Raw genomic sequence first — 16,816 nt, 5'->3', positions numbered from 1 at the left:
GGGAGAGTATGCAGGCCTGTCCAATCGGCAGGCCTGCCAGTGGGTCAGCGTGGCCAGCGCAGTTGCGCGGCGTGCTCGCGTGCTTTGCGGTATTCGGCATCCAGGCGGGCAACGAGGTCATCCACACTGGGTACATCATTGATCTCACCGACGCCTTGGCCAGCAGACCATACAGTTTTCCACGCTTTGGCCTCATCGCTCAATGGCTTGAGCTTGGAACCGAAGTTGACTTCACCTTTGCCTTGAAGCGCAGCGAGGTCAAACCCGGCATTTTCCAGGCTCTGGCGCATGAAGCTGGCAGGTACGCCGGAGACTGCTGGAGTGTGCACGATGTCGGCGGCGCGCGATGTGAGCAGCATCTCCTTATACGCATCCGGTGCCTGGCTTTCGGTGGTGCCGATAAAGCGCGTGCCGAAATATGCCAGGTCTGCCCCCAGCACCTGGGCGGCGAGGATTTCGTGCCCATGGTTAAGGCAGCCCGCCAGCAGTAGGGTTTTGTCGAAGAACTGGCGAATTTCGGCAATCAGTGAAAAGGGGCTCCAGGTGCCAGCGTGGCCGCCCGCACCAGCGGCGACGGCAATGAGGCCATCAACACCCGCTTCAGCGGCTTTCTCGGCATGGCGTCGGGTAGTGACGTCATGAAATACCAGGCCGCCGTAGCTATGAACCGCGTCCACCAACTCCTTTACCGCACCGAGACTGGTGATGACGATGGGCACCTTGTGCTCGACGCAGATCGCCAGGTCTGCCTCCAGGCGCGGGTTGCTGTTGTGCACGATCAGGTTCACGGCATAGGGCGCAGGGTTGTCCAACTGAGCCAGGCCCGCTTCGATTTCTTCCAGCCAGGCCTTGAAGCCACAGCTTTCGCGTTGGTTGAGCGCCGGGAAACTCCCAACTACCCCGTTGCGACAGCAGGCCAGGACCAGTTGCGGATTAGAGATCAGAAACATCGGCGCGGCCACCACGGGCAGGCGCAGACGTTGTTCCAGCAGAGCGGGCAGCGACATTGGAGGTTCCCCGAGTAATTGACGTTAGAACGGTTTGACCACGACCAAAATTACGATAGCCAGCAATATCAGAACCGGGACTTCATTGAACCAGCGATAAAAGACATGGCTGCGGGTGTTTTCGCCACGGGCGAAGCGCTTTACCTGTGCGCCGCACATGTGATGGTAGCCAATCAGCAGGACGACCAGGGTCAGCTTGGCGTGGATCCAGGCGCCCGACTGGAAAATGCCGGGGTTGAGGGCCAGCATCCAGATGCCGAAGACCAGTGTGGCAACCATCGCCGGGCCCATGATGCCCCGGTACAACTTGCGCTCCATGATGCTGAAGCGTTCCTTGCTGACGGTGTCTTCGCTTTGGGCGTGGTAGACGAACAGGCGCGGCAGGTAGAACAGCCCGGCAAACCAGCAAACGATGCTGACGATATGGAAGGCTTTGACCCATAGATAGAGCATTTTAGTTATTCCCAGGTTCACGGTAGCGAAGATAGTAGTGGCTCATGCGCCCGTACGTCACGTTGACGGTTGTCGCAGGACGATACGGCCCCTATTATCGACGGCTTTCCAGTGGGTTCGTTGAGGGCAGGTTTATGGTCAAGGTCGGTATCGTCGGCGGCACGGGTTACACCGGTGTCGAATTGCTGCGTCTGTTGGCTCAGCATCCGCAAGCTGAGGTGGTGGTCATCACTTCCCGATCCGAAGCCGGGCTGGCCGTGGCCGATATGTACCCGAACCTGCGAGGCCACTATGACGGTCTGGCGTTCAGTGTGCCGGACACCAAGACTCTGGGTGCCTGCGACGTGGTGTTCTTCGCCACGCCTCACGGTGTCGCCCATGCTCTGGCCGGTGAGTTGCTGGCGGCCGGTACCAAGGTTATCGACTTGTCGGCAGACTTCCGCCTGCAAGATGCCGACGAGTGGGCCAAGTGGTACGGCCAGCCCCATGGTGCGCCGCAGCTGTTGGAAGAGGCGGTTTACGGCCTGCCGGAAGTCAATCGCGAGCAGATCAAGCAAGCACGCCTGATTGCGGTGCCGGGTTGCTATCCGACGGCGACGCAATTGGGCTTCCTGCCATTGCTGGAAGCTGGCCTGGCGGATGCGTCGCGGCTGATCGCCGACTGTAAGTCGGGCGTCAGTGGTGCGGGCCGTGGCGCAGCGGTCGGTTCTCTATACTCCGAAACGTCGGAAAGCATGAAAGCCTATGCGGTAAAAGGTCATCGTCACTTGCCGGAAATTCGCCAGGGCCTGCGCCGCGCTGCCGGCCAGGATGTGGGTCTGACCTTCGTGCCGCACCTGACGCCGATGATCCGTGGGATTCACTCCACGCTGTATGCGACTGTCACTGATCGCTCGGTAGACCTGCAGGCGTTGTTTGAAAAACGTTATGCCAATGAGCCGTTCGTCGATGTGATGCCGGCCGGCAGCCATCCGGAAACGCGCAGCGTGCGTGGTGCCAATGTGTGCCGTATTGCGGTGCATCGTCCGCAGGATGGCGACCTGGTGGTGGTGTTGTCGGTGATCGACAATTTGGTCAAGGGCGCTTCGGGCCAGGCGGTGCAGAACATGAATATCCTGTTCGGCCTGGACGAGAAGTTGGGCCTGTCCCACGCGGGGATGTTGCCTTAACGCGGGATCACCGTTGCGCAAAAGGCCCTTTGATCGGGCCTTTTGCATTTTTAATGGTCGCTGGGCGGATTGATATACCGTAACAATAGTTGACCGCTTTTCTAGGAGAAGCGGATAATACCCGCCATTACGCATATGGCGGCGCTACGCCGGGAGATTATCAGCATGAGCGTTGAGTCCTTCACCCCCACGGCTTTGCAATTCACCCACGGTGCTGCGCACAAGGTGAAGAGCCTGGTCGATGAAGAGGGTAATGATCGCTTGAAGCTGCGCGTATTCGTTACGGGCGGCGGTTGTTCAGGGTTTCAGTACGGTTTTACCTTCGATGAAGATGTGGCCGATGACGACACTATCGTTGAGCGCGAGGGTGTAAGCCTGGTCGTGGATCCGATGAGCTTCCAATACCTGGCAGGTGCCGAAGTGGATTATCAGGAAGGTCTGGAAGGCTCGCGTTTCGTGATCAAGAACCCTAATGCCACCACGACGTGTGGTTGCGGGTCTTCGTTCTCGATCTGATCGGTAGCAGATACAAAAACGCCGCTTGGCTTTTACGGGCCAAGCGGCGTTTTGCTGTCTGGGATTCAGGCGGGGTAGATCGCGCCAAGCACTCGAAGCCCGCGTGCGCCAGTGACGCTGGGCCGATTGGCGGCAATGCCTTCAAGGCAGCAATGGGCCAGCCAGGCGAAGGCCATTGCCTCTACCCAGTCAGGGTCTACGCCATAGGCCGCTGTAGTGCTGACATGGGTGGAAGGCAGCAACGTTGTCAGCCTGCCCATCAGTGCCCCGTTATGGGCGCCGCCGCCGCAGATCAGCAAGGTTGTTGTGTCAGTCTGGGCGCTTTGCAGGGACTCGACGATGGTCAGAGCCGTCAGCTCCAGCAGGGTGGCCTGTACGTCTTGGGGTTCAAAGGTGGGCAAACGGCCAAGGTGCTGCTGCAGCCAGGCCAGGTTGAACACCTCTCGGCCCGTGCTTTTCGGGCCTTTGGTCATGAAGAACGGATCGCTGAGCAGCGTATTGAGCAGCTGGGGCTGGACCTTGCCGCTGGCCGCCCATTGCCCGTCCCGATCAAAGTGTTCTCCGCGCTGCAGGTGAATCCAGGCATCGAGCAGCACGTTCCCCGGGCCGCAGTCGAAACCGGCGACAGGCTTGCCCGTCTCGATCAGGCTGAGGTTGCTGAACCCGCCGACATTCAATACCGCGCGATTGCCCGTCTGCTCGCCGAACAAGGCTTCATGAAAGGCTGGAACCAAAGGAGCGCCTTGGCCGCCGGCAGCGACATCGCGGCTGCGGAAGTCGCTGACGACAGTGATGCCTGTCAGTTCGGTGAGTAGGGCAGGGTTGCCGATCTGAACGGTGAAGCCTCGGGCGGGTTCATGGCGAATCGTCTGGCCATGACTACCAATCGCCCGAATGTCCTGAGGCTTGAGGTTTTGTTGCTCCAGCAAGGCGATGATCCCTTGTGCAGCGAGCGTCACCCATTGCTGCTGGGCAATTGCCGAACGGGCGATTTCATCCGGGCCGCTGGCGCATAGGCTCAGCAGTTCTGTGCGCAAGGCGTCGGGCATTGGGATATAGCGAGTGGCGATCAGATTGATCGCCGCGCCTTGTTCGATAAGGGCGATATCCAGGCCGTCGAGGCTGGTCCCGGACATCACACCGATATAGAGCGGCATGCCTTAACGCTTCGCCGAAGCCAGCAAGGTGGAGCGCTCTTGATCCATCCGTGCCATCAGCGGCTGGCTCTGCTGCATGAAGCGCGCGCGTTCGGCCTTGGCAATCGGGTCAGCCATTGGGAGCTTCTGGCCCAGTGGGTCGACGTGTACGCCGTTGACCTGGAACTCATAGTGCAAGTGCGGGCCGGTGGAGAGGCCGGTGGTACCGATGTAACCGATCACTTGGCCCTGTTTCACGTTGCCGCCAGTCTTGACGCCCTTGGCAAAACCTTGCATGTGGCCGTACAGCGTGCGGTACGTGTTGCCGTGCTGGATGATCACCGTATTGCCGTAACCACCACGACGCCCCGCCAACAAGACCTTGCCGTCGCCTGCCGCTTTGATTGGCGTGCCACGCGGCGCGGCATAGTCGACACCCTTGTGCGCGCGAATTTTGTTCAGAATTGGATGCTTGCGGCCCATGGAGAAACGCGAGCTAATACGGGCAAAGTCAACGGGGGTACGGATGAAGGCCTTGCGCATGCTGTTGCCATCAGCTGTGTAGTAGCTGCTGTTGCCCTGTTTGTTGGTGTAGCGCACGGCGGTGTAGGTTTTGCCACGGTTGGTGAAGCGTGCAGACAGAATGTTGCCAGTGCCGACCACTTTTCCGTTGGCTACTTTCTGCTCGTAGATCACGTCGAATTCGTCGCCTTGACGGATGTCCTGAGCGAAGTCGATGTCGTAGCCAAATACGCTGGCCATGTCCATGGTCATGCTATGCGAGAGGCCCGCACGCGCGGCCGATTGCGACAGGGAGCTGTTGATCACGCCGTGTACGTAGGCGGAACGCATGACGGGTTTGGTGGTGATTCGGTTGAATGCGAAGCCTTTGGCGCCTTTGCTCAGGCTGATACTTTCCAGGTCACTGATGCTGGTATGCAGGTTGTTCAACTGGCCGTCTGGCGTCAGCTCAAATTCAAGCTTCTGGCCACGTTTGAGCTGAGTGAATTGCTTGGCTTGCTTATCGCTGGCGAGCACTTCATTTACAGCGGCGGCAGGCAACCCAACCTTTTCGAACAGGGTAGATAGTGTATCGCCTTTGCCCACGATGACTTCGCGATGCTGGGGATTCTTGGCTGCGGCTGCTGCAGGTGCTTCCTGGGCGGCTTGCTGGGTGTCTTCGGGAGTGCTTTCGATCTGTGCGAAAGGTGACTCAGTTGCAGTGTTTGTGGCTTGTTGAGCGTCGGAAGCGTCTTGATCTTGTGTCAGTTGTTCAACTGGGCTTTCCAGATCGAGGCTCAGGGATGTTCGTTTGGCTTCAACGTCACTGGAAGGGAATACCAACAGTGCCAGGCTGAGAAGGGCGGCGATACCACTTGCGGCGAGCAGGTGGGTCTTCGGGTAAAGCGGCGGCGCTTTAGACGGTTCAGTGGTCATAAGTAATTTTGACTTTGAAGATGAAATGGAAAAGATGAATGACATGATGAAGATGAAATAACTGTATAAAATATAACCAAATCATCTGTGGCGCAAGCTCGCGAACGCTGGGCTTGCTGAACGGTGTCCGTGCGCAGGGCAAAACTTGTAATTAGTCCCTGATCTTGTATGGTTGGTTCCCTTTTGAATCTGAGCCTTGCGGGTCTGTTATGAAGTCGGTTGAAGAGCAGCTAGCGCTGATAAAACGTGGTGCGGAAGAACTGTTGGTCGAGGCCGAGCTGATCGAAAAGCTCAAGCGTGGCCAACCCCTGCGTATCAAGGCTGGCTTTGATCCGACCGCGCCGGATCTGCACCTGGGTCATACCGTGCTTATTAATAAGCTGCGTCAGTTCCAGGAGTTGGGCCATCAGGTCATCTTCCTTATAGGTGACTTCACCGGGATGATCGGTGATCCAAGCGGCAAGAGCGCTACGCGCCCGCCGCTGACTCGCGAACAGGTGCTCGATAATGCCGAGACCTATAAGACCCAGGTATTCAAGATTCTTGACCCGGCCAAGACCGAGGTGGCGTTCAACTCCACCTGGATGGACAAAATGGGGCCGGCAGATTTCATTCGCCTGACGTCCCAGTACACTGTGGCGCGCATGCTCGAGCGCGATGACTTCGACAAGCGCTACTCGACCAATCAGCCAATCGCCATTCATGAGTTCCTTTACCCGCTGGTTCAAGGGTACGACTCGGTGGCGCTGCGTGCGGATGTCGAGCTGGGTGGCACCGATCAGAAGTTCAACCTGCTGATGGGGCGTGAATTGCAGCGCGCCTATGGTCAGGAGGCTCAGTGCATTCTGACCATGCCATTGCTGGAGGGCTTGGATGGCGTCAAGAAGATGTCCAAGTCCCTGGGTAACTATGTCGGTATCCAGGAAGCGCCGGGTGTGATGTACGGCAAGCTAGTATCTATTCCGGATGCGCTGATGTGGCGCTACTTCGAGCTGTTGAGCTTCCGCTCGATGGACGAGATCAATGGGCTGCGTGCGGATGTCGAGGCGGGCGCTAATCCTCGCGATGTGAAGATTAAGCTGGCTGAAGAAATCGTTGCGCGTTTCCATGGTGAGGAGGCTGCGGCCAACGCTCACCGTGCGGCAGGTAATCGCATGAAAGATGGCGAGCTGCCTGACGATCTGCCCGAGATTGAGCTGACTGCTGCCGAGGCGATGCCGATTGCCGCTGTGCTTAATAAAGCTGGCCTGGTGAAGAATTCAGCGGTCGCGCGTGATCTTTTGGGGGCCGGCGGTGTGCGTATAGATGGTGAGGTGGTTGATCGCACCTTTATATACGAGCTGGGCGCCACTCACGTTTGCCAGGCGGGCAAGAAGGCATTTGCGCGAATTACGCTCAAATCCGAATAAGTCTGAAATAGGTGTTGACGGCGAATTATATCTGTCTATAATTCGCCCCACTTCCGGCGCAGTCGAAACGTAAAACTCCTTGGTAAACAATGAGTTACGCAGTTCTCGACAGCAAGTTGCTTCAGTTCATCGAAGCCAAAAGGAAGTTGAAAAAGAGGTGTTGACAGCAGCGTGTAACGCTGTAAAATTCGCCTCCCGCTTGCGAGAGATCGCAAGCGCAAGTGGTTGAAGTTGTTGAAGAAATCTTCGAAAACTTCTGAAAATAACCACTTGACAGCAAATGAGGCTGCTGTAGAATGCGCGCCTCGGTTGAGACGAAAGATCTTAACCAACCGCTCTTTAACAACTGAATCAAGCAATTCGTGTGGGTGCTTGTGGAGTCAGACTGATAGTCAACAAGATTATCAGCATCACAAGTTACTCCGCGAGAAATCAAAGATGTAACCAACGATTGCTGAGCCAAGTTTAGGGTTTCTTAAAAACCCAAAGATGTTTGAACTGAAGAGTTTGATCATGGCTCAGATTGAACGCTGGCGGCAGGCCTAACACATGCAAGTCGAGCGGTAGAGAGAAGCTTGCTTCTCTTGAGAGCGGCGGACGGGTGAGTAATGCCTAGGAATCTGCCTGGTAGTGGGGGATAACGTTCGGAAACGGACGCTAATACCGCATACGTCCTACGGGAGAAAGCAGGGGACCTTCGGGCCTTGCGCTATCAGATGAGCCTAGGTCGGATTAGCTAGTTGGTGAGGTAATGGCTCACCAAGGCGACGATCCGTAACTGGTCTGAGAGGATGATCAGTCACACTGGAACTGAGACACGGTCCAGACTCCTACGGGAGGCAGCAGTGGGGAATATTGGACAATGGGCGAAAGCCTGATCCAGCCATGCCGCGTGTGTGAAGAAGGTCTTCGGATTGTAAAGCACTTTAAGTTGGGAGGAAGGGTTGTAGATTAATACTCTGCAATTTTGACGTTACCGACAGAATAAGCACCGGCTAACTCTGTGCCAGCAGCCGCGGTAATACAGAGGGTGCAAGCGTTAATCGGAATTACTGGGCGTAAAGCGCGCGTAGGTGGTTTGTTAAGTTGGATGTGAAATCCCCGGGCTCAACCTGGGAACTGCATTCAAAACTGACTGACTAGAGTATGGTAGAGGGTGGTGGAATTTCCTGTGTAGCGGTGAAATGCGTAGATATAGGAAGGAACACCAGTGGCGAAGGCGACCACCTGGACTAATACTGACACTGAGGTGCGAAAGCGTGGGGAGCAAACAGGATTAGATACCCTGGTAGTCCACGCCGTAAACGATGTCAACTAGCCGTTGGAAGCCTTGAGCTTTTAGTGGCGCAGCTAACGCATTAAGTTGACCGCCTGGGGAGTACGGCCGCAAGGTTAAAACTCAAATGAATTGACGGGGGCCCGCACAAGCGGTGGAGCATGTGGTTTAATTCGAAGCAACGCGAAGAACCTTACCAGGCCTTGACATCCAATGAACTTTCTAGAGATAGATTGGTGCCTTCGGGAACATTGAGACAGGTGCTGCATGGCTGTCGTCAGCTCGTGTCGTGAGATGTTGGGTTAAGTCCCGTAACGAGCGCAACCCTTGTCCTTAGTTACCAGCACGTTATGGTGGGCACTCTAAGGAGACTGCCGGTGACAAACCGGAGGAAGGTGGGGATGACGTCAAGTCATCATGGCCCTTACGGCCTGGGCTACACACGTGCTACAATGGTCGGTACAGAGGGTTGCCAAGCCGCGAGGTGGAGCTAATCCCATAAAACCGATCGTAGTCCGGATCGCAGTCTGCAACTCGACTGCGTGAAGTCGGAATCGCTAGTAATCGCGAATCAGAATGTCGCGGTGAATACGTTCCCGGGCCTTGTACACACCGCCCGTCACACCATGGGAGTGGGTTGCACCAGAAGTAGCTAGTCTAACCTTCGGGAGGACGGTTACCACGGTGTGATTCATGACTGGGGTGAAGTCGTAACAAGGTAGCCGTAGGGGAACCTGCGGCTGGATCACCTCCTTAATCGACGACATCAGCTGCTCCATAAGTTCCCACACGAATTGCTTGATTCATTGAAGAAGACGATAGAAGCAGCTTTAAGCTCCAAGCTGATAGCTCTTAGCTAATCAGTTACGCGCTCGAAATTGGGTCTGTAGCTCAGTTGGTTAGAGCGCACCCCTGATAAGGGTGAGGTCGGCAGTTCGAATCTGCCCAGACCCACCAATTTTGTGTGGGAAACGCCTGTAGAAATACGGGGCCATAGCTCAGCTGGGAGAGCGCCTGCCTTGCACGCAGGAGGTCAACGGTTCGATCCCGTTTGGCTCCACCACTACTGCTTCTGTTTGTATAAAGCTTAGAAATGAGCATTCCATCGTTGTGATGGTGAATGTTGATTTCTAGTCTTTGACTAGTTCGTTCTTTAAAAATTTGGGTATGTGATAGAAAGATAGACTGAACGTTACTTTCACTGGTAACGGATCAGGCTAAGGTAAAATTTGTGAGTTCTCTTAATTGAGAAATTCGAATTTTCGGCGAATGTCGTCTTCACAGTATAACCAGATTGCTTGGGGTTATATGGTCAAGTGAAGAAGCGCATACGGTGGATGCCTTGGCAGTCAGAGGCGATGAAAGACGTGGTAGCCTGCGAAAAGCTTCGGGGAGTCGGCAAACAGACTTTGATCCGGAGATGTCTGAATGGGGGAACCCAGCCATCATAAGATGGTTATCTTGTACTGAATACATAGGTGCAAGAGGCGAACCAGGGGAACTGAAACATCTAAGTACCCTGAGGAAAAGAAATCAACCGAGATTCCCTTAGTAGTGGCGAGCGAACGGGGACTAGCCCTTAAGTGGCTTTGAGATTAGCGGAACGCTCTGGAAAGTGCGGCCATAGTGGGTGATAGCCCTGTACGCGAAAATCTCTTAGTCATGAAATCGAGTAGGACGGAGCACGAGAAACTTTGTCTGAATATGGGGGGACCATCCTCCAAGGCTAAATACTACTGACTGACCGATAGTGAACTAGTACCGTGAGGGAAAGGCGAAAAGAACCCCGGAGAGGGGAGTGAAATAGATCCTGAAACCGTATGCGTACAAGCAGTGGGAGCCCACTTTGTTGGGTGACTGCGTACCTTTTGTATAATGGGTCAGCGACTTATTTTCAGTGGCGAGCTTAACCGAATAGGGGAGGCGTAGCGAAAGCGAGTCTTAATAGGGCGTCTAGTCGCTGGGAATAGACCCGAAACCGGGCGATCTATCCATGGGCAGGTTGAAGGTTGGGTAACACTAACTGGAGGACCGAACCGACTACCGTTGAAAAGTTAGCGGATGACCTGTGGATCGGAGTGAAAGGCTAATCAAGCTCGGAGATAGCTGGTTCTCCTCGAAAGCTATTTAGGTAGCGCCTCATGTATCACTGTAGGGGGTAGAGCACTGTTTCGGCTAGGGGGTCATCCCGACTTACCAAACCGATGCAAACTCCGAATACCTACAAGTGCCGAGCATGGGAGACACACGGCGGGTGCTAACGTCCGTCGTGAAAAGGGAAACAACCCAGACCGTCAGCTAAGGTCCCAAAGTTATGGTTAAGTGGGAAACGATGTGGGAAGGCTTAGACAGCTAGGAGGTTGGCTTAGAAGCAGCCACCCTTTAAAGAAAGCGTAATAGCTCACTAGTCGAGTCGGCCTGCGCGGAAGATGTAACGGGGCTCAAACCATACACCGAAGCTACGGGTATCACGTAAGTGATGCGGTAGAGGAGCGTTCTGTAAGCCTGTGAAGGTGAGTTGAGAAGCTTGCTGGAGGTATCAGAAGTGCGAATGCTGACATGAGTAACGATAATGGGTGTGAAAAACACCCACGCCGAAAGACCAAGGTTTCCTGCGCAACGTTAATCGACGCAGGGTTAGTCGGTCCCTAAGGCGAGGCTGAAAAGCGTAGTCGATGGAAAACAGGTTAATATTCCTGTACTTCTGGTTATTGCGATGGAGGGACGGAGAAGGCTAGGCCAGCTTGGCGTTGGTTGTCCAAGTTTAAGGTGGTAGGCTGGAATCTTAGGTAAATCCGGGATTCTAAGGCCGAGAGCTGATGACGAGTTACCTTTCAGGTAACGAAGTGGTTGATGCCATGCTTCCAAGAAAAGCTTCTAAGCTTCAGGTAACCAGGAACCGTACCCCAAACCGACACAGGTGGTTGGGTAGAGAATACCAAGGCGCTTGAGAGAACTCGGGTGAAGGAACTAGGCAAAATGGCACCGTAACTTCGGGAGAAGGTGCGCCGGTGAGGGTGAAGGACTTGCTCCGTAAGCTCATGCCGGTCGAAGATACCAGGCCGCTGCGACTGTTTATTAAAAACACAGCACTCTGCAAACACGAAAGTGGACGTATAGGGTGTGACGCCTGCCCGGTGCCGGAAGGTTAATTGATGGGGTTAGCTAACGCGAAGCTCTTGATCGAAGCCCCGGTAAACGGCGGCCGTAACTATAACGGTCCTAAGGTAGCGAAATTCCTTGTCGGGTAAGTTCCGACCTGCACGAATGGCGTAACGATGGCGGCGCTGTCTCCACCCGAGACTCAGTGAAATTGAAATCGCTGTGAAGATGCAGTGTATCCGCGGCTAGACGGAAAGACCCCGTGAACCTTTACTATAGCTTTGCACTGGACTTTGAATTTGCTTGTGTAGGATAGGTGGGAGGCTTTGAAGCGTGGACGCCAGTCTGCGTGGAGCCATCCTTGAAATACCACCCTGGCAACTTTGAGGTTCTAACTCAGGTCCGTTATCCGGATCGAGGACAGTGTATGGTGGGTAGTTTGACTGGGGCGGTCTCCTCCTAAAGAGTAACGGAGGAGTACGAAGGTGCGCTCAGACCGGTCGGAAATCGGTCGTAGAGTATAAAGGCAAAAGCGCGCTTGACTGCGAGACAGACACGTCGAGCAGGTACGAAAGTAGGTCTTAGTGATCCGGTGGTTCTGTATGGAAGGGCCATCGCTCAACGGATAAAAGGTACTCCGGGGATAACAGGCTGATACCGCCCAAGAGTTCATATCGACGGCGGTGTTTGGCACCTCGATGTCGGCTCATCACATCCTGGGGCTGAAGCCGGTCCCAAGGGTATGGCTGTTCGCCATTTAAAGTGGTACGCGAGCTGGGTTTAGAACGTCGTGAGACAGTTCGGTCCCTATCTGCCGTGGACGTTTGAGATTTGAGAGGGGCTGCTCCTAGTACGAGAGGACCGGAGTGGACGAACCTCTGGTGTTCCGGTTGTCACGCCAGTGGCATTGCCGGGTAGCTATGTTCGGAATAGATAACCGCTGAAAGCATCTAAGCGGGAAACTAGCCTCAAGATGAGATCTCACTGGAACCTTGAGTTCCCTGAAGGGCCGTCGAAGACTACGACGTTGATAGGTTGGGTGTGTAAGCGCTGTGAGGCGTTGAGCTAACCAATACTAATTGCCCGTGAGGCTTGACCATATAACACCCAAGCAATTTGCGAACTCGAGAGAGACCAGATTGCGGTGTGTGAAGACGAAGATGAACCGAAAGTTCGACGCTCACAAAACACCACGATCTATCACATACCCAATTTGCTGAAGCGAGGCCAACTGGCCACGACTCAGTACCCGAATTTCTTGACGACCATAGAGCATTGGAACCACCTGATCCCATCCCGAACTCAGCAGTGAAACGATGCATCGCCGATGGTAGTGTGGGGTTTCCCCATGTGAGAGTAGGTCATCGTCAAGATTAAATTCCGAAACCCCAATTGCGAAAGCAGTTGGGGTTTTGTTTTGGACGCTCGAAAATCTTGTGGGGCGTCGATCAATACTGATATCCACCCTTTCTATGCAATGACCCTGCGCATGGCTATCATGCGTGCCTCATTCTGAGGCGATATGTGCATGCTGACGTTGTTGAAACTTCTGAAAGATGGTCAGTTCCATTCTGGAGAAGCGCTTGGCGCCGCCCTGGGCGTTAGTCGCAGTGCCGTGTGGAAGCAGCTTCAGCATCTTGAGGCAGAATTGAATCTTCCTATCCATAAGGTTCGGGGTCGTGGGTATAGATTGGCTGCGCCATTGGTATTTTTGAATGCGCAGGAGGTTTCTCGGGAGGCGACTTCCCTATCTTGGCCCGTTCATATTTTCGATTCCATTGACTCCACTAATGCCGAGGCCTTACGTCTTGTCGATGCGGGTAGTGCGGCACCTTTTGTTGTGCTAGCGGAGCAGCAGACGGCTGGTAGGGGGCGCAGAGGCCGTAAATGGGTCAGCCCATTTGCGCAAAACGTTTACTACAGCCTTGTATTGCGTATTGAGGGTGGTCTGCGGCAACTGGAAGGGTTGAGTCTGGTGGTAGGACTGGCAGTCCTGCAGGCTCTGCGTGAGTCGGGTGTGCAGGGCGCGGCTTTGAAGTGGCCAAACGACGTCTTGGTTGGGCACAAGAAAATCTCAGGCATCTTGCTTGAGCTGGTGGGAGATCCCGCGGATATCTGTCACGTTGTGCTAGGGATAGGTATCAATGTGAATATGCAGAGGGCAGCTGATGTTGATCAGCAGTGGACCTCGATGCAGCTTGAGACGGGCTTTTCAGTTGATCGCAATCACCTGGTGGCGCGACTGGGTTTGCAACTCCAAGCCTACCTAGATCGACACAAGGCTGCGGGTTTTGCAGGGTTGCAAGACGAATGGGAGCAGCATCACGCGTGGCAGGGCAAGTCCGTGTCGCTTATCGCGGGCGTCAATCAGATTGATGGGGTTGTGCTGGGCGTGGATCGTCAGGGCGCCTTGCGTTTGGATGTCGGTGGCATTGAGAAAATATACAGCGGTGGTGAGTTAAGCCTGAGGTTGCGTGATGATTCTTGAGCTCGACTGTGGAAATAGCTTTATCAAATGGCGTGTTCTTGAGTTGAGTGAGGCAACTGTTCGCGCGGAAGGTATCGCAGGTTCAGATATCGCGCTGATCGATAGTTTGGTGGCTTTGCCTGGTCTATTGCTCACGCGTTGTCGGTTAGTGAGTGTTCGCGCGCTTGAGGAGACCGATAAGCTGATAGCTGCCTTGGTAGCGGCATTTGGCGTTGCTGTTTCCTGTGCAACCTCTGCTCAAGAAATGGGCGGAGTGCGCAACGGCTACGAAGACTTCCAGCGCCTGGGGATGGATCGATGGCTGGCCATGCTAGGCGCGTTCAAGTTGGCGTCAGGTGCATGCCTGGTACTCGACTTTGGTACAGCGGCGACAGCAGATTTTATTGGTCCGGACGGTGGGCACCTGGGTGGGTTTATTTGCCCGGGTATGCCGCTTATGCGTAATCAACTGCGAACCCATACCCGCAAGATACGCTATGACGACGCGGCCGCTGAGCGGGCTGTGGAACGTCTCTCTCCTGGTCGTACGACCGTAGAGGCCGTCGAGCGTGGGTGTACGCTCATGCTTAGAGGGTTTGTGCTGACCCAGCTCGAGTTGGCGCGAGGCTATTGGGGGGAGGATTTCACAGTCTTCCTCACTGGCGGCGATGCTGACCTGGTGAGGGATGCTGCGCCTCAAGCTCGGCTGGTCCCGGATCTGGTGTTTGTTGGTTTGGCAATGGCGTGTCCTTTGTCTTGAGGTGATTATGCGCTGGCTGTTTTTACTTTTACTGGTCCTCAATGTTTTCTATTACGTCTGGCATCAGCAAGAGGCGCCATTGCGGGCCAAGGATGTCACGCCCTTGAGTCTCCATCGGGGGGCACAACAAGATATTCGCCTCCTGAGTGAGTCGGCAGATGCGGTGGCGCGGCGTGATCGAGCGAGGCCGGCAGAGGCGCAGAATACCTGCTTGTACATCGGTGGGTTCACTGATCGACGCCAAGCCTCCTCTCTCGAGCAGAGGCTCACCAGCCTGGATATCAAGGTCAAAGTACAGTTGCTGAATGCGCCGGACGCCTCGGGTTATTGGTTGCGTGTAGCCCCTGAGAGCCGTCGCCTGGCTGACGATCTGCCCTTTGAAAGCCTTGCTAATGAATTCAATGAGTTAAAACATAAAATAATGCTGTGTGAAGGCATTGCAACTCTCGAATAGTTTGCATAGAATGGCGCCCGCTTCGCAGTGAAGACCTTTAAGGGCTACAGTGCAAAGCGACCGTCAATGCAGCTAACCTCATAATTTAAATGAGAAAATGCTTGACAGAAGGTCGGCGTGATGTAAAATGCCGGCTCGCTTAGGAGGGGTTCCCGAGCGGCCAAAGGGATCAGACTGTAAATCTGACGTCTACGACTTCGAAGGTTCGAATCCTTCCCCCTCCACCATTTTTAGCGTGAGCTGCAAGCTCCGCGGGTATAGTTTAGTGGTAGAACCTCAGCCTTCCAAGCTGATGATGCGGGTTCGATTCCCGCTACCCGCTCCAAGTTTGCAGGTTGTGCAAGGTGTTTCGCTCTTGTAGCTCAGTTGGTAGAGCACACCCTTGGTAAGGGTGAGGTCAGCGGTTCAAATCCGCTCAAGAGCTCCATATGACAAGGCAGATATGAAAATATCTGCCTTTGTTTTAACAGCTGCCTCGGCTTGAATGTTGTTCGATGTTTCAGGTCTTGTGGGGTTGGTTGTTGTAAAGTCTTTTTCAGGCCTGCATAATGGTCGGCCTGATTTTGTTTTAGGTCAGTAGCTCAATTGGCAGAGCGACGGTCTCCAAAACCGTAGGTTGGGGGTTCGATTCCCTCCTGACCTGCCAGATTCACGTGGTGTGTCTGGCTTTCTTTTCACAGGATCTTCATAGATGACTCCTAAGGCTGAAGCTCAAAGCTCTCGTTTCGATCTGGTAAAGTGGCTCGCTGTAGTCGCCTTGGTGGTCGTAGGCGTTGTTGGCAATCAGTACTATTCTGCTTCGCCGATCCTGTACCGTGTACTCGCTTTGCTTGCCCTCGCTGCTGTAGCTGCCTTTGTAGGCCTGCAGACTGCCAAAGGCAAGTCGTTCGCGGTACTGGTTAAGGAAGCTCGCACCGAAATCCGTAAAGTCGTTTGGCCGACTCGCCAAGAAACCACTCAGACCACATTGATTGTCGTGGCTGTTGTTCTGGTTATGGCGTTGCTGTTGTGGGGGCTTGATTCCCTGCTCGGCTGGCTTGTTTCCTTGATTGTTGGCTAAGGGTGTCCCGTGGCTAAGCGTTGGTACGTTGTGCATGCTTACTCGGGTTACGAGAAGCATGTTATGCGCTCTTTGCTGGAGCGCGTAAAGCTGGCAGGCATGGAAGATGGCTTCGGCGAAATTCTGGTTCCCACTGAAGAAGTGGTTGAAATGCGGAATGGGCAGAAGCGCAAAAGCGAACGCAAGTTCTTCCCTGGCTACGTGCTGGTACAAATGGACATGAACGAAGGTACTTGGCACTTGGTCAAGGATACCCCTCGCGTCATGGGCTTCATTGGCGGTACTGCCGACAAGCCTGCTCCGATCACCGACAAAGAGGCGGAAGCAATTCTGCGTCGTGTTGCTGATGGTAGCGACAAGCCCAAGCCGAAGACATTGTTCGAGCCGGGTGAGGTTGTTCGCGTTACAGACGGTCCGTTCGCTGATTTTAACGGTACGGTCGAAGAAGTTAACTACGAAAAGAGCCGGATCCAAGTGGCAGTGCTCATTTTCGGTCGCTCTACCCCGGTAGAGTTGGAGTTCAGCCAGGTCGAAAAGGTCTAGCTGGGCAAGCATCCCAACCCCGCAGCC

General features: G+C 54.6%; 12 protein-coding genes, 6 tRNA genes and 3 rRNA genes. 17 read left to right on the top strand and 4 right to left on the bottom strand.

The features are described from left to right. Positions 1-44 precede the first annotated feature (44 nt). A complete protein-coding gene (locus AB4P90_RS26680; protein WP_038451719.1) occupies positions 45-1,007 on the bottom strand; it encodes a nitronate monooxygenase family protein in 963 nt (320 codons plus the stop codon). A gap of 24 nt (positions 1,008-1,031) precedes the next feature. Next, complete coding sequence (gene hemJ / locus AB4P90_RS26675) at positions 1,032-1,460, bottom strand: protoporphyrinogen oxidase HemJ (RefSeq protein ID WP_003194674.1); 429 nt, start codon at positions 1,458-1,460, stop codon at positions 1,032-1,034. A 134-nt stretch (positions 1,461-1,594) separates the two neighbouring features. Between hemJ and argC the strand changes: the two genes are divergently transcribed. Further along, on the top strand, positions 1,595-2,629 hold the full coding sequence (gene argC / locus AB4P90_RS26670) for an N-acetyl-gamma-glutamyl-phosphate reductase (protein ID WP_014720162.1): 1,035 nt from the start codon (positions 1,595-1,597) through the stop codon (positions 2,627-2,629). A gap of 165 nt (positions 2,630-2,794) precedes the next feature. Continuing rightward, positions 2,795-3,145, top strand: a complete 351-nt coding sequence (gene erpA / locus AB4P90_RS26665) for an iron-sulfur cluster insertion protein ErpA (RefSeq protein ID WP_003176443.1) — start codon at positions 2,795-2,797, stop codon at positions 3,143-3,145. Positions 3,146-3,210: 65 nt separating this feature from the next. On the opposite strand, the gene AB4P90_RS26660 is transcribed toward erpA, so the two are convergent. Beyond that, entirely contained in the window at positions 3,211-4,302 is a 1,092-nt protein-coding gene (locus AB4P90_RS26660) for an anhydro-N-acetylmuramic acid kinase (protein ID WP_014720160.1), read from the bottom strand. A 3-nt stretch (positions 4,303-4,305) separates the two neighbouring features. Then, entirely contained in the window at positions 4,306-5,718 is a 1,413-nt protein-coding gene (locus tag AB4P90_RS26655; RefSeq protein ID WP_014720159.1) for a peptidoglycan DD-metalloendopeptidase family protein, read from the bottom strand. Positions 5,719-5,927: 209 nt separating this feature from the next. Here AB4P90_RS26655 and tyrS point away from each other — a divergent pair, with 209 nt between their 5' ends. The 15 genes from tyrS (at position 5,928) to nusG (ending at position 16,789) form a co-directional block, all read left to right on the top strand. After that, complete coding sequence (tyrS, locus tag AB4P90_RS26650; protein WP_038451711.1) at positions 5,928-7,127, top strand: tyrosine--tRNA ligase; 1,200 nt, start codon at positions 5,928-5,930, stop codon at positions 7,125-7,127. A 495-nt stretch (positions 7,128-7,622) separates the two neighbouring features. After that, positions 7,623-9,159, top strand: a 16S ribosomal RNA gene (locus AB4P90_RS26645). 124 nt (positions 9,160-9,283) lie between these two features. Then, a tRNA-Ile gene (locus AB4P90_RS26640) sits at positions 9,284-9,360 on the top strand. A gap of 30 nt (positions 9,361-9,390) precedes the next feature. Beyond that, positions 9,391-9,466 (top strand) — tRNA-Ala (locus tag AB4P90_RS26635). 247 nt (positions 9,467-9,713) lie between these two features. Then, a 23S ribosomal RNA gene (locus AB4P90_RS26630) occupies positions 9,714-12,605 on the top strand. A gap of 157 nt (positions 12,606-12,762) precedes the next feature. Then, positions 12,763-12,878: ribosomal RNA gene (gene rrf / locus AB4P90_RS26625) — 5S ribosomal RNA — on the top strand. The 16S, 23S and 5S rRNA genes sit together here with 2 tRNA genes alongside, the layout of an rRNA operon. A 155-nt stretch (positions 12,879-13,033) precedes the next feature. Next, positions 13,034-13,993: a bifunctional biotin--[acetyl-CoA-carboxylase] ligase/biotin operon repressor BirA gene (gene birA / locus AB4P90_RS26620; RefSeq protein ID WP_395605489.1), complete on the top strand. Its 960-nt coding sequence runs from the start codon at positions 13,034-13,036 to the stop codon at positions 13,991-13,993. Further along, the gene (locus tag AB4P90_RS26615; RefSeq protein ID WP_014720156.1) at positions 13,983-14,732 is read left to right on the top strand and encodes a pantothenate kinase; all 750 of its coding nucleotides are present in this window, start codon (positions 13,983-13,985) and stop codon (positions 14,730-14,732) included. The genes birA and AB4P90_RS26615 overlap by 11 nt, the downstream gene beginning before the upstream one ends. 7 nt (positions 14,733-14,739) lie before the next feature. Beyond that, entirely contained in the window at positions 14,740-15,186 is a 447-nt protein-coding gene (locus AB4P90_RS26610; RefSeq protein ID WP_014720155.1) for a hypothetical protein, read from the top strand. A gap of 142 nt (positions 15,187-15,328) precedes the next feature. Continuing rightward, a tRNA-Tyr gene (locus AB4P90_RS26605) sits at positions 15,329-15,413 on the top strand. A 24-nt stretch (positions 15,414-15,437) separates the two neighbouring features. Continuing rightward, positions 15,438-15,511 (top strand) — tRNA-Gly (locus AB4P90_RS26600). A 26-nt stretch (positions 15,512-15,537) separates the two neighbouring features. Further along, positions 15,538-15,613 (top strand) — tRNA-Thr (locus tag AB4P90_RS26595). Between the two features lie 143 nt (positions 15,614-15,756). Continuing rightward, a tRNA-Trp gene (locus tag AB4P90_RS26590) sits at positions 15,757-15,832 on the top strand. Positions 15,833-15,877: 45 nt separating this feature from the next. After that, the gene (secE, locus tag AB4P90_RS26585; protein ID WP_003194658.1) at positions 15,878-16,246 is read left to right on the top strand and encodes a preprotein translocase subunit SecE; all 369 of its coding nucleotides are present in this window, start codon (positions 15,878-15,880) and stop codon (positions 16,244-16,246) included. Between the two features lie 9 nt (positions 16,247-16,255). Then, complete coding sequence (gene nusG / locus AB4P90_RS26580) at positions 16,256-16,789, top strand: transcription termination/antitermination protein NusG (protein WP_003176436.1); 534 nt, start codon at positions 16,256-16,258, stop codon at positions 16,787-16,789. Positions 16,790-16,816 lie beyond the last annotated feature (27 nt).

Source organism: Pseudomonas sp. B16120 (genome assembly GCF_044218845.1).
Classification (GTDB): domain Bacteria; phylum Pseudomonadota; class Gammaproteobacteria; order Pseudomonadales; family Pseudomonadaceae; genus Aquipseudomonas; species Aquipseudomonas paracarnis.
The sequence above is the reverse complement of the archived record's forward strand: the minus strand, read 5'-3'. Positions and strand labels throughout refer to the sequence as shown.

Bases quoted from the DNA above. Each gene is read 5' to 3' on its own strand.
- birA (WP_395605489.1), top strand. From the start codon at position 13,034: ATGCTGACGTTGTTGAAACTTCTGAAAGATGGTCAGTTCCATTCTGGA.
- AB4P90_RS26610 (WP_014720155.1), top strand. From the start codon at position 14,740: ATGCGCTGGCTGTTTTTACTTTTACTGGTCCTCAATGTTTTCTATTAC.
- tyrS (WP_038451711.1), top strand. From the start codon at position 5,928: ATGAAGTCGGTTGAAGAGCAGCTAGCGCTGATAAAACGTGGTGCGGAA.
- AB4P90_RS26680 (WP_038451719.1), bottom strand. From the start codon at position 1,007: ATGTCGCTGCCCGCTCTGCTGGAACAACGTCTGCGCCTGCCCGTGGTG.
- erpA (WP_003176443.1), top strand. From the start codon at position 2,795: ATGAGCGTTGAGTCCTTCACCCCCACGGCTTTGCAATTCACCCACGGT.
- AB4P90_RS26655 (WP_014720159.1), bottom strand. From the start codon at position 5,718: ATGACCACTGAACCGTCTAAAGCGCCGCCGCTTTACCCGAAGACCCAC.
- hemJ (WP_003194674.1), bottom strand. From the start codon at position 1,460: ATGCTCTATCTATGGGTCAAAGCCTTCCATATCGTCAGCATCGTTTGC.
- AB4P90_RS26660 (WP_014720160.1), bottom strand. From the start codon at position 4,302: ATGCCGCTCTATATCGGTGTGATGTCCGGGACCAGCCTCGACGGCCTG.
- secE (WP_003194658.1), top strand. From the start codon at position 15,878: ATGACTCCTAAGGCTGAAGCTCAAAGCTCTCGTTTCGATCTGGTAAAG.
- AB4P90_RS26615 (WP_014720156.1), top strand. From the start codon at position 13,983: ATGATTCTTGAGCTCGACTGTGGAAATAGCTTTATCAAATGGCGTGTT.
- argC (WP_014720162.1), top strand. From the start codon at position 1,595: ATGGTCAAGGTCGGTATCGTCGGCGGCACGGGTTACACCGGTGTCGAA.